General features: G+C 58.7%; 15 protein-coding genes and 2 pseudogenes. 10 read left to right on the top strand and 7 right to left on the bottom strand.

What is annotated here, in order from left to right:
- The coding region (gene nadA, locus IVB36_RS32285; protein ID WP_247394327.1) for a quinolinate synthase NadA at nt 1-548 on the bottom strand (548 nt) is incomplete at its 3' end.
- Between the two features lie 723 nt (nt 549-1,271).
- Between nadA and IVB36_RS32280 the strand changes: the two genes are divergently transcribed.
- Nucleotides 1,272-1,838: a MarR family transcriptional regulator gene (locus tag IVB36_RS32280; RefSeq protein ID WP_247394325.1), complete on the top strand. Its 567-nt coding sequence runs from the start codon at nt 1,272-1,274 to the stop codon at nt 1,836-1,838.
- 362 nt (nt 1,839-2,200) lie between these two features.
- On the opposite strand, the gene IVB36_RS32275 is transcribed toward IVB36_RS32280, so the two are convergent.
- Nucleotides 2,201-2,368 (bottom strand): hypothetical protein, encoded by a 168-nt coding sequence (locus IVB36_RS32275; RefSeq protein ID WP_247394323.1) that lies wholly within the window; start codon nt 2,366-2,368, stop codon nt 2,201-2,203.
- 540 nt (nt 2,369-2,908) lie between these two features.
- Here IVB36_RS32275 and IVB36_RS32270 point away from each other — a divergent pair.
- Nucleotides 2,909-3,181: a hypothetical protein gene (locus tag IVB36_RS32270; RefSeq protein ID WP_247394321.1), complete on the top strand. Its 273-nt coding sequence runs from the start codon at nt 2,909-2,911 to the stop codon at nt 3,179-3,181.
- Between the two features lie 375 nt (nt 3,182-3,556).
- Nucleotides 3,557-3,823, top strand: coding sequence for a DUF3551 domain-containing protein (locus IVB36_RS32265; RefSeq protein WP_083926480.1), 267 nt, complete (start codon nt 3,557-3,559; stop codon nt 3,821-3,823).
- Between the two features lie 912 nt (nt 3,824-4,735).
- Here IVB36_RS32265 and IVB36_RS32260 read toward each other — a convergent pair.
- The 3 genes from IVB36_RS32260 to IVB36_RS32250 all read right to left on the bottom strand — a co-directional run bounded on the left by IVB36_RS32260 (nt 4,736) and on the right by IVB36_RS32250 (nt 5,948).
- The gene (locus IVB36_RS32260) at nt 4,736-5,047 is read right to left on the bottom strand and encodes a hypothetical protein (protein WP_247394319.1); all 312 of its coding nucleotides are present in this window, start codon (nt 5,045-5,047) and stop codon (nt 4,736-4,738) included.
- A gap of 357 nt (nt 5,048-5,404) precedes the next feature.
- Nucleotides 5,405-5,734 carry a GcrA family cell cycle regulator gene (locus IVB36_RS32255; protein WP_247282304.1) on the bottom strand — a complete coding sequence of 110 codons (330 nt, stop codon included), beginning with the start codon at nt 5,732-5,734 and terminating at the stop codon, nt 5,405-5,407.
- A 37-nt stretch (nt 5,735-5,771) separates the two neighbouring features.
- Nucleotides 5,772-5,948 carry a hypothetical protein gene (locus IVB36_RS32250; RefSeq protein ID WP_247394317.1) on the bottom strand — a complete coding sequence of 59 codons (177 nt, stop codon included), beginning with the start codon at nt 5,946-5,948 and terminating at the stop codon, nt 5,772-5,774.
- A gap of 220 nt (nt 5,949-6,168) precedes the next feature.
- On the opposite strand from IVB36_RS32250, the pseudogene IVB36_RS32245 reads away from it, so the two are divergent.
- From IVB36_RS32245 to IVB36_RS32225, 6 genes and pseudogenes are all read left to right on the top strand, one after another.
- Nucleotides 6,169-6,312, top strand: a pseudogene (locus tag IVB36_RS32245) (IS5/IS1182 family transposase); the annotation flags it as partial.
- Nucleotides 6,273-6,632 carry a PAS domain-containing protein gene (locus tag IVB36_RS32240; protein ID WP_346731072.1) on the top strand — a complete coding sequence of 120 codons (360 nt, stop codon included), beginning with the start codon at nt 6,273-6,275 and terminating at the stop codon, nt 6,630-6,632. The pseudogene IVB36_RS32245 and the gene IVB36_RS32240, both read left to right, overlap by 40 nt.
- Nucleotides 6,611-6,874, top strand: a complete 264-nt coding sequence (locus tag IVB36_RS32235) for a hypothetical protein (RefSeq protein ID WP_247394316.1) — start codon at nt 6,611-6,613, stop codon at nt 6,872-6,874. The genes IVB36_RS32240 and IVB36_RS32235 overlap by 22 nt, the downstream gene beginning before the upstream one ends.
- Nucleotides 6,856-6,912, top strand: a pseudogene (locus IVB36_RS40210) (hypothetical protein); the annotation flags it as partial. The gene IVB36_RS32235 and the pseudogene IVB36_RS40210, both read left to right, overlap by 19 nt.
- A 20-nt stretch (nt 6,913-6,932) precedes the next feature.
- On the top strand, nt 6,933-7,388 hold the full coding sequence (locus IVB36_RS32230; protein ID WP_256467279.1) for a diguanylate cyclase: 456 nt from the start codon (nt 6,933-6,935) through the stop codon (nt 7,386-7,388).
- Complete coding sequence (locus IVB36_RS32225) at nt 7,385-7,639, top strand: PilZ domain-containing protein (RefSeq protein ID WP_247394330.1); 255 nt, start codon at nt 7,385-7,387, stop codon at nt 7,637-7,639. Before IVB36_RS32230 ends, IVB36_RS32225 begins: the two co-directional genes overlap by 4 nt.
- Nucleotides 7,640-7,941: 302 nt before the next feature.
- On the opposite strand, the gene IVB36_RS32220 is transcribed toward IVB36_RS32225, so the two are convergent.
- Nucleotides 7,942-8,424, bottom strand: a complete 483-nt coding sequence (locus tag IVB36_RS32220; RefSeq protein WP_247394314.1) for a DUF2269 domain-containing protein — start codon at nt 8,422-8,424, stop codon at nt 7,942-7,944.
- Entirely contained in the window at nt 8,424-9,695 is a 1,272-nt protein-coding gene (locus IVB36_RS32215; RefSeq protein WP_247394311.1) for an SDR family oxidoreductase, read from the bottom strand. The genes IVB36_RS32220 and IVB36_RS32215 overlap by 1 nt, the downstream gene beginning before the upstream one ends.
- Before the next feature lie 700 nt (nt 9,696-10,395).
- Here IVB36_RS32215 and IVB36_RS32210 point away from each other — a divergent pair.
- Nucleotides 10,396-10,767 (top strand): hypothetical protein, encoded by a 372-nt coding sequence (locus IVB36_RS32210; protein WP_247394309.1) that lies wholly within the window; start codon nt 10,396-10,398, stop codon nt 10,765-10,767.
- Nucleotides 10,768-11,292 lie beyond the last annotated feature (525 nt).

Genomic DNA, 11,292 nt, shown 5'->3' with positions numbered 1-11,292 from the left:
GAGGTGTTGACATAGGCAACGACAGGCACGCCGGGGAATTTTTCGCGGAGCAGGCGGACGTCGGCGCCGGTGATGCTGGCAGCGAGCGAGCAGCCGGCGCGAGTATCAGGAATCAGCACCATCTTGTCCGGATTGAGCAGTTTCGACGTCTCCGCCATGAAGTGCACGCCGCACTGGACGATGATGCCGGCCTTCACCCTGCTGGCTTCGACCGCGAGCTGGAGCGAATCACCGCCGAGGTCGGCGACGCAGTGGAAGATCTCCGGCGTCTGGTAATTGTGCGCGAGGATCACCGCGCCCCGGGCCCGCTTCACCTCGTTGATCGCCTTGATGGTCGGCGCCAGCAGCGGCCATTCGATCGGCGGGATCACATGTTTGACGCGCTCGTAAAGCGGCGCGGTGGCGCGCTCGACCTCTGGCGTCCATTCCAGTGAAGGCATCGGCAATGCGGGCCTCGAGCCCGCTGGGACGGAACGCGGCGCAGCGGTGGTTTGGCCCTGCGGCCGGTTGGCAAAGTTGTCGGGGCCGTAAAGTCCAGAGATCGGCATGAAGCCTCCAGCAGATATTAAATAAGCTCAATTTGAGCACATATGGAGCCTGAGAAACCCGGCCGAGAGGCCGGGTTCGATTTCAGCAGCGTCAAATATGCTCAATGAGTACATTAGAGCAGGACAACTAACACTACTCCAAGAGCTCCACGGTTGAATTTTTGGATCTCGACTGAACCTATAAGGGGCGACCAGGCTGCAAAGTGTGAAGTCGCATAACCCGTCGAGTAACACGCGCTCGTGGACGGCAACTGCGACCGAGACGCGACAGCGCAATGCGCTTGAATCCCTCGTTCAGGCCATCAATTTCGATGAATTTCACCGCAGCGCCTGTGCGAGGTTGCGCCCCAAAGCTGCTCAGTATGGAAGCCATTTCGAAGCCGTTGCCCCGGATCCGGCAACAGACCTTCGAATTGGCGCTATCGAAGCGGACGAAACGCCGCGCCGCTGCGCGAGACTACGGATCGAGATCTTCCTTTGAACGTGCACTTCGGTGAGATTGCTAGCATTCGCAACTCAGCTAGGCGCGTCCGCCAACGGCGGGCCGAGATTCTCCTCGAAACACCAGTAATCCGAATCACTAGTAATCGTTCTTAAATCGTGGGCGCAGGTGAGCGCGTGATGCTTGCACAGGATCGCTGCAACGAGCAGAGATCCTCTGTTGAAATCTTGTCAGTGCGAACGAGCTCTGAGGATAGGGCCTAACATCCGGTGGCGCCGCATTTGACCAAGCCAGCAACGCAAGTCGGGAACGACTCTGCTGACACTCAGCTGCTGGTGCGGCGATTAACGTTGGAGGTCCGATCCCTCAACATCTGTCTGGAGGATTTTCTTCAAGTCCGGGCCAAGGCAATCGGCATCACTGGACCACAATTGACAATCTTGATGGCAGTGACAGACTTGGCGAGCGAGGGGGATGTTGCAGTCAGCACGGTGGCAAAATTGCTGAAAGTTGACCCGTCGTTCATTACAATAAATTCCAAGGCGCTGGAGAAAGCCGGATTTCTGCGGCGCAAGCCCTGTATCAGGGATGGTCGGGTCGTCCACATGTCACTGACGGACAAGGCTTGTAAGCGCCTCGCGAACGTCGCTGCACAACAGAAGGAACTCGATCAATTTGTGTTCGGTGAGCTTGGCGTTGAGGAATTGACCAAACTGTCCAGCCGATTTGCAGCGCTCAGGGGACGGTTGGACGGAGCTCGTTTAAAGGCCGCCATGGATATTGGCGCGGTGACAACCCGAGGCAGGGGACGACTTCAGTCGACGAAGGGAAGCTCGTTGGCTCGCTGATGGTTGCCTTTGCGAAGGTACCACGCACGTCCAGGCACCGTCATCATCAAGCGCCCATCGGCTCATCGCATTGCAATTCCACCTCAGCGTTCGACGAGCGCCGATCTATCAGGTGCTCGGGGCGACAACACGGTCACATCCGCTTCGTGAGACGTTGCAGCAGCAAGTAAGGGCGAACCTGGTTGGCTCATGTCATGAAGACAATGAGCAGATTTGCCATCCCCGCCCGTACGATGCTTGATCCTGGGCTCATGCCGCTTTTCTGGAAGTCCCGATCAAGATGGATTCGGTATGCGACCGAGCTCTACGCGTGGGGCGCAGAGTTCTGGAGTGGCTTGACTCATCGCACGCGAACTTGGTTTCTAAGCGTCTCGGTGCGGCATATCAAAGTGCTTGCAGATGGTGACGAACGCCTTTTTCGCCTCGACATTCTCGAAGCAAAAATGTGCCCCCTCATCGGCGCGCTCAATCGACCAGTCGATTTTGGCAGCCCGTGCAATGCGCGATGCCTCTTCGCGCAAGACATCCAATTGCCTCCCGTGGGCCCGAACGATCACACAATCTGGCATTTAGAACCCTCGCTAACCCGAATGTCCAGTTCACGATGTATGGCCGCCGGGCTCACAGCGCCATTCATCCAAACCATGGCACTTGCAGTCCTCGTGATATAGCTGACCTCGTCGAGGCAACACCGTTACGCGCTTTGATGCAAGCCACGCCGAAACAGGTCCGGGCCGATTGCACATGATTGGAAACAAGGCGGCAGTGATCTCTTCCGGACGCCTCCCCCTTTCGAGCAAACCCGGATCGGCGCGCGTAAAGGTTTCTGAACGGCGGAACTATGAAGAGAGACGTTTTGTGTGTAGGGTCGCTGGCACCGGGGCTGGACCGCATTTTTTCACGATAGGCATTTTGAACCCGGGAAGGCCGCCGCCAATATTGTCGGCGGCCTTTTTCAGCAATAACCCGATTTGGGACTGGCCTACATGCGACGGCTTCGGTGCTTATAGCCGCAGCTCGGATTATGATGAATTAGCTGGCCAGCACAGCAGTGCCGCATGGGGGCGTTAATGCACGATTGGAAGAACGAACTTGACGCACTGGTCGCGGAAACGATGGCATTTACCAAATCGCTGAAGCTAGAGAACCAGCTGCCCGGGTCTCTGCCGAAGGAAGCCGTCGAGCGGGGTGACCTGAGCGCGTCAGAGTATGACGGCAGCGAACGTGAAGAGATCAAGAAGCGGGTCGAGAGCTTCAAAGCGCACCAAAAGCACTTCACGCGCGAGCGCGAGGAATATGCCAATTCCCAACTGCGCCTGATCAGACCGATCACGAGAGCCTAGACGAGCTTGAGCCCGCCGAAGCTTCCCTGCACACTCAGCGGCACAAATTGAGGTAGCGATAGTCCGCCGATCTGGGCTTGATAAGTGCGCAGGTTTGCGGCTGTCCCAAACCGGCTATTGCCGCGCGCGGAGTTCCCAAGCTCGGATCGGCCTATTCTCCTAGGTTTTTCAAACGCACGAACCCCCACCGCGCTTAAAAAATGCATTCCATCCGCAAAACTCGCAGGAAAGCTGCTCCAAAACCCGAGTGCCTGACGCTTAGACTTACTTTGAAACCGATCGGTCAAACCGTCTACTAAGCGTTTTGCCATTGACCAAGATCAAAGCGTCAATTCTACACTCTCTATCCTCTCAAGACTTCACGGAGGCTAGATCATGCGCAACCTTCTTTATATTGCTGTGCTTGCACTTCCCATGCTCGTCTGCTTTGGATCACCTTCGACCGCCGCTCCGCGGGCTCGTTCGTACATCCCCCCAGCTCGGCAGGACGTTTATTGCCTGCAGGGACGTACCTGGGGATATCCTGGCAACTGCCAGTTCTCAACCTACGATCAATGCATGGCCACTGCATCCGGCACCCTCGCATATTGCGGTCTGAATCCCATCTACGCGTTCCAGCGACAGGCAGGACAATCACGCTGATCTGCGATCGCCACGAGATCGTTGTCAATTCCTGGTCGAGATTGTCCCTTTTGCGGAGCCTCACCATCCGATCGTGCGACAGGTTGATAATTCGGCAGTCGAGATTATTGCTATTGTCGATTTGCTGACCACGCCGGAAGAACACTCTCTTATCGATGATTCTGTTTGCATGGGATCATCAAGAGCTTCGACACGGACTCTTTGATGGAGGCAGACCGGGAAACACTACTTGAACAGCTATTCCAGGACCGTTTGGGCTAGCAAAAAACAAACTCTTGCGGGACTCGACCCCGCCTCTGCAACATACAACATACAACATACAGGTAACCGACCTTATCAGTCAGTGGAAAGAAGATTACATATACTGCGCGACGCGGCTTATGGACTGCTGGAAACAGGGTCGCAAAGGCATTGTTGTTGTCCTCGACAACACCGACCAATATTCTTCCCAAGGCCAAGACCTTTGTTTTCAAGTTGCCCAAGACATATCCAAAAGACTTCAGTGCGTAACCTTCTCTCGATGAGAGAGGAGCGATTTCCCGACCCTTAGACCAGTGTCAAACCTGTGCGTGGCCGGGCTCCATATTTCTGCATCGACGCGTGATCGTTTACGACCCGAGACCATAATTGCGTGCGATGGACATCGAGTACGACGTGAGCGCGAGGCAGTGCCGGCGATGAAGCTCGCCGCCGAAACCGATGGTGTAGCGCGCGGCCGCAGGCGACTGGGCCCTCGCGCCCCATGTAGACGACAACAAGCTAGATGAAGTGACACTGGGAAACGTTTGAGGGTAGCAGCATTGGGCAGTGCAGGACGAGTTAAAACCTGCCTTGTTTATTACGCAGAAAATGCCCAAGAGCAGGGCCGGCCGCAGCGTGCGCGGTGCCGGTGTCGCTGCGACAGTCGCCGGATCATTGCTTCCCGCGTGCCAGCAACGTCCAGACCGGTGACGTGCCGTCCCAGCGCCGAAGCCGCCCGTAGAACCGCACCCGAACCCCGGCCTCTTTCAGCCGCTCAACCACGAGATGCAGCGCGATCACGTCGCCCTCTGCCAGCTCCACGCAACCGCGCTTGCCAGACCACACCGCGCCCGGGAAGCGAAACAGGTTGTACTTCAGCCATCGGCCGCCGCGCTCGGATAGCGGTTCTAGGTCTACTTGTGCGCCGTTCCCAGGCCGCAGGCCGACATCCGGCCGACGGAGCAAATTGGCGATCCAACCCACTAAATTCGGCTCCTAAATCGAGGCAGTCTTTCGGTACAGTCGCAATAGCAGTGCACAGGCCATGTTAACGAGGCAAGCCGAATGACACGAGAGATGCTCCGCCGATCTCGGGAGCAGATCGCGGCGGCGAAGGCACTGCTTCAGTAAAAGGTCCGAGTATCTGGCATCCTGAGCTTCCAGAACAATAGAAACCTGGCGTTGAGCGGAATGGCGAAACAAGAAGCCAACTAGCTGCCGATCTGTGCAGCTGCAACAAGGCTATGGTCTTTACGGACGCAGTTCGTCGGACGGACTTGCGTGCGTCGGTTCGTGTACGATAGCTGAAGCGAGGAGCGCAACGACGTTGGTGGTGAGCTCTTAGTCAGTGTTTCTGACGGCCTCAGCCAGCATGGAGTAGAGCTGCTGCTTGCTGAATTCCTTGGGCTGTTGCCTCTCCGCTGTGTTCCGCGACACCTTCCGTGCGACTGGACGAGCGCAGGCTGCCGACGACGTCGGCCTCAGCTTCGGGGACGGCCTTATCTTGGGCGTTGCTGTGGGCGGCTTGTGGCCGCGCTTCAGGCCCAGACGGGTCAGCATGCCGCAGACCGCGTTACGACTGCACCCGAGACGACGCGCTATCTGCGCCGCGCTCTGTCCTGCGGACCAGAGCCTATTGAGGAGCGCTATGTCATTCGCATGCCAGCCCATGACAAATATTATACCCCTCGCTGCCGAACACGCTAGTCTAGTCGTCGTCCGGCTCGCGCAGGACCGGCGGTTCGTCAGCGTCATCTTCCTCTTCGTCGACTTCGTCCTCCTCGTCTTCATCGGGATCTCTTGGCGGCGTTGCGGTGCCCATAAGCACAAGCGGTGTCCAGTAGATCGCGGTGGTGGAAAATGCTTCGAAGGTATGTTGCTTCATGTGGCTGCTACTCCTCGAAAACACGCGTAGTCGCATATTCATGGCGGACGGCACGCGCGCCCAGGGCGCGATCGGTGCAAACGAGATGGGAACATCAAGTCGACGACATGAGCAAAGGAGGGCATCCGCCACGCAAATGGCAGCGTTTTCGGCTACTTTATGCCCGAGTACTCATTCGGCTCTACTGGACTGCACCTCTTAAGTGAGACACGATACTTTCATGCGGGGCTTCGTTCAAGGTGCGGATCGCCAGCAGATGCCGCTGTCGCCGGAATGCCTCGATGATTGGGTCGATGAGAGCAATTCTATTAGCGCGGTCGATGTGTGCGTGGATGCGTTAGATCCTCGCGACCTCGGGTTCGAATAGCCGCGCTCCCGAGCAGCCGACTACGGTTTCGGACCGGGCTTGAACGGGCCCTTCGAGATCGAGAGGCGAGGGTCAGGCTGCTGGCGGACAACATCGCCGATATTGTCATCGTGATGGATAGGAAGGGGTACCTGCGCTACGTGTCCCCCTTAGTCACCGTGCTGGGGAAAACTGAAACCGACTTCCTGGGACGTTTGTGTCTCGACGTAGTTCACGAGGATGATCGCGAAAGGGTCTTTGGCGGCAAGCCGGGAGTTGAAGGGCGCGACCGCTTCTCGTTTCGGTTCGCTTTCGCATGCGGCGCGGCGACGACGTGATGATCTGGCTCGAGGCCAATTTCAAGATCGCCGAACACTCGCCGGGCGATGACCTGGAACTTGTCGGCGTTCTTCTCGACGTTTCCAAGCAAAAGGCCGTTGAGGATGAGCTATCTTCAGCCAACCTGAAGCTGGGGCAGCTTGCGACGCCTGACGGGCTTACCGGGCTGGCGAACAGACGCAGCTTCGATGCATCCTTCGCGAAGCCTATGCCCAAGATCAAGTGCTTTCTGTGCTCTTGATGGACATCGATCACTTCAAAGGATTCAACGACGCTTTCGGTCACCAGGCCGGCGATGCTTGCCTTCGACGCATCTCCGAAGTGATTGGAAGTGGACGGCAAACACCGGAGGGCTCTCAGCGCGATACGGCGGCGAGGAGTTCGCGGTGGTCCTGCCGGGTGTAAGCGAGGAGAGACCAGTCAAAGTTGCTGACGCAATCCGGTTGCTGGTCACCCGATTGCACATCTACCATCCTGGAGCACAACGACAATATGTGACGATCAGTGTTGGCATCGCTGCGAAGAGCGATGCGACGGCAGATGAACTAAGGCTGACGCGCAACGCCGACATAGCCCTCTACACCGCCAAAGAGCACGGAAGAGATTGCACCATCGCGAGTTCCACGATGGTCGCCTCGCGACAGGAACTGACATCTCTCGCGTCTTCGCTCCCAGATATGGAGCGAGCCCAATTATCCCTGACAAGAGAGCAACGCACCGAGTGTCGTTCGAGAGGCCTGTCACTGCCAACATGATAGCGATAGATGGGACATGGCGGCGCGCCTGTACGCTCAAGGATGTCTCAGACACTGGAGCGAAGCTGATGGTCGAGGGTTCAGTCCAAGGACTTCCCCTCAAGGGATTCCTCCTGGTGCTCTCCTCAGTACGGTTGGCCTATCGTCGCCGCGAGCTTGCCTGGGTGGATGGCGAGGAGTTGGGAGTCACGTTTATCGAGACAAACCCGAAAAACAGGAGAGTCCGGGCGGCAGTGCCTGCCGGGCCGTAGCGAACCGGCTCCGGTGTCCCGCCCCGGCACAATGAACCTTGGCACAGTATGTGCTGACACATGGTATCGGGATTTTGCAATTTTCCCTCCCGGGGCTGGAAGCCGCCGCCTGCGACCATTTAAGCAGGCGGCGGCCTCTGCGAGCAGAACGGTGTCCGGGTGTGGCTCAAGAGTGTCCGAAGGCGGACGGCACCGGCCGCCCGTAGTGGCCTGTTCTCGAACATCACTCCTCGATCCGGACAGCCCCAGGCCCAGGATGCGTTCCTGATTGGTGGAGCGCGTCAGCCTCTGCTGAAGACCGTTTACCAATCCCAGTATGGAATGGGCGGGCGGGCGATCATCAGCCAGAAGATCACCAGCACGGCTGCGAACGCCGGAAATCCGAAGGCGAACCACCATCGAAAGAGTTGGTAATACCGGGCAGGCAGCTTGACGTTGGTCTCTATCGCACCGACGGCAAGATCGCGCATTTGCATCTGCATCCACACCACCGGGAGCCAGCAGGCGCCGGTCACCAGGTAGAGTGCGATGGACGCCGCAATCCACCCATCGCGAAGGGAATATCCGCTCGACCAAGCGAGCCATGTGCCGGTGATCGGCTGCAGGACCACGGCACTTGCCGTAAACAGGAAGTCGGCCAGTACTACCGTCCGCGCAACCCCTGCGATCTCGCGCGGGTCACCGCGCAGATGCGCCACCAGCATGAAAAAGGCGATGCCAGCCCCCGTACCGAGCAGGACGGCAGCACCGATGATGTGCACCATCTTGAGAAGGAAATAGAACATCAGCGATCCTCCCGGATCGCCATGGCAACCAGATTGAGCATCAGCACCGGCCAGATCTTCAGCATTGGCCCAAGCGGATCGGCCCACAGCCGCGGCACCAGCGCCGTGCCGATCACGACGTAGGTTAGCGAGATGATCAGTGCTGCCCAGAGCCCGTAACGGCTCAGAGGCCGCCAAAGAATCGCGACGCCGATACCGATGTCGGCGAGCGCGCCGGCGATGACGGTGAGAGAAGCGAATTTTTCCGGCATCCTGCCTTCCCGTAGCAACGACATTCCAATTTCCCAGCCAGGGCCGAGGGAGATGATGCCTGTGACGATCCAGAACAGGCCGAAGACGCCGAATATCAGCGGCTTGAGCGCATATAGCCGGGCAAACCAGCGTTCCTGCACGGACCCGGGCTCGCGTGCGAGCGCGCCTTCAAGATCGCGCGGCCTCAAGCCGGTAAGCTGACGCCAGGGCTCGGGATCGCCGGTCGCGCCGCGCCGCATTTCCGCCTTTGCCGTCGAACTGATGGGCGTTCCCCAACCCAGCATCTGGGCCAGGTCTCCCGCGAGGTAAGCGCCCGAAGCCACCCAACCACGCAGGTGCAGGCGGTAGGCGGGCCTCCAGCGTAGCCATGCGCGAAACAGCGCCACCGCGTCGCTGAAGGCGATCTGCCGTGGACCGGCTAGATCAAGTGCGATGCGCGAAGGAGCCCCGGGTTGCAGGAAGAACAGAACCGTTTCTACCACATCGTCGAGATATACGGGCTGAATAGCTGCCGTGTCCGGCATGACGGGTAGAACCGGGAGTGATGCCAGCCCTCGCAACAGCGCGCTGCCCCCATAGGCGGGCCGGCCCACCACCACGGAAGGCCGCAAGACGACCCAATCGAGGTCGCGCGCCATCAAGGCTGCTTCGCCTTCCCGCTTGGTACGAGAAAAATCAGTGGGCGCATCGCGGTCGATGCCGATCGCCGAGAACAGTATGACACGGCGGACGCCCGCGCTTTCGCACGCCGTATAAAGAGCTGCGCTGCCGGCGACGTGAACCCCTTGCATGTCCTGACCCTGCAGGGCACCCGCCGCATTGATGACGGCATCGAGGCCGGCAACAATGCCCTTCCATTTCGCAGCGTCGGTGGTCCTTGCAACATCGAGGGTGACGTGTTGAGCAGGCGCCGCGCCCGGATGGCGCGACACCAATACGCATTCATGCCCCTCGGTGGACAGCCTGTCGTGGATCGCCGATCCAACAAGCCCCGTGCCGCCGACGAGAAGGATGCGCATTGACCGGGTCCTTCGATCGGCGGCCGGATATCGCAAGCCGCCATCAAATTCTTGAAGGTGCGGAACGACTAAAGCGGAACTGATGCAATCGTTCCTCCGGGCGGAACGGATGAGTCGGGGCCGCAGGCAGAGCCTTGTCTTTGGCAAGCATCGCCTTCGGGAGACGACGCTTGCGATTAATGTTGCGGCGCCGCCGATATCGATGAGCCGTTCGTTCAAACACCCTGGATTAACGCAGTTACGGCCTTCCGCTCGTGGGTCCATTGCGCTGGTCGGCGAAGCAGCGACATTTCTGAAGCGAGAGGTAGAGCGAAAGTCGTCCCACTGAGTGGCCTACCGCCACCTCTGACCCGCAGCAGACATTTGCCGGAGGATTCACGCGCCGCGCAGACAGGCATTCGCCTGCAGAATTTCTCGCTGGCGGTAAAAATTTGCGGGGCGCTACGGCTCCTGCTTCTCGCGCAGCTAAGCTAAGCTCCAGCTCTCTGAGCTGCTCGATCAGCCGATCAAGATCTGCTCGCAGTCCGATGGCGTCAGTGAATGCACGCCGTGTAACGTCAGTTGGTTCTGGAGGATCGTCGCCATCGTGGCTTTGACGCTCATGGGGACCTCGACTGAAAATCAGTTCGTCATCGAATTCAATCTGAAGTAGATGCCAAAGATGGCGGATGCACAATGGCCGTAAGATTGCATACGCGAGGTGGCAAAAGCTTTCGCGCTGCCCAAAGGCGAGATGTGTCGCGTCGCGCGCTTTTTGGTCTTTCGAGCTGATCCGCCGCCGGCGAGGCGCCGCGGCTACTTCTTCAACAATATCCCCATCATTCGCGCCATTCGCCTCACTGATCCGGCGTGGCGGCCCAGTTCGGCGGCAATCTTCGATACACCAGCTCCTGCCCGCGCCACTAAACAATTGCTGGAGCTCGCGCTGGGCCATTGCTTCGGCTTCGGTGTTTTCATTGTGCGGCGCTCACAACCTGCCGCTCTGCGTACCAGTGAGACTGGTGCCAACACTTGGGAAATTTACGGGTGGTGTCTTTCCGCAATCACGAAGCTAACGTGCGACGCCGACTAGCCACTGCGAGCTCGCCAGATGGCCGTGTGCGCGTCCCGATATGTTGCGGAGTTGGGATCCGATCGTAGCAGGGGAGAGTTGCGCGCGGGTGGGCTAGGTCCTCGTAGAACCTGCCGTATGCGAGCGCCGGACCGCCGCTTCTGGCGTGTCGCGTCAGTTGGCACAGCGCAGGTCCTAAGCAAGGTTGGCGCGCTAATTTGCCGTTGTGTATCGTTTGATACGTCGCGATTGGGTCTGCCTTGCTACTGTTTCCCGAACAATGGGGAGCGGGCATGGACCGGCAAAAGAAAGCACTTGGGCAGTTCGAACACCCGGGCTGTGCGAATTGCCGCACCACCATGAGATGGTTTCGCTCGGATCTGGTGCGAGATACTCTAGAACCGATAATCGCCCACCTTTTCGTCTGCCCCAACTGCAAGCGCGCTTAGCGGAGCGATACAGCCCTGACCGCGGTTCGCGGCCCGCCTGACAAATTGGCAATCCCCCGGTTTCGTGTCTTAAGGGGCGGAAAGTAGACACACCTCA

Origin of the sequence: Bradyrhizobium sp. 35, from assembly GCF_023073215.1 — a bacterium.
GTDB classification, from domain to species: domain Bacteria; phylum Pseudomonadota; class Alphaproteobacteria; order Rhizobiales; family Xanthobacteraceae; genus Bradyrhizobium; species Bradyrhizobium canariense_D.
The sequence above is the reverse complement of the archived record's forward strand: the minus strand, read 5'-3'. Positions and strand labels throughout refer to the sequence as shown.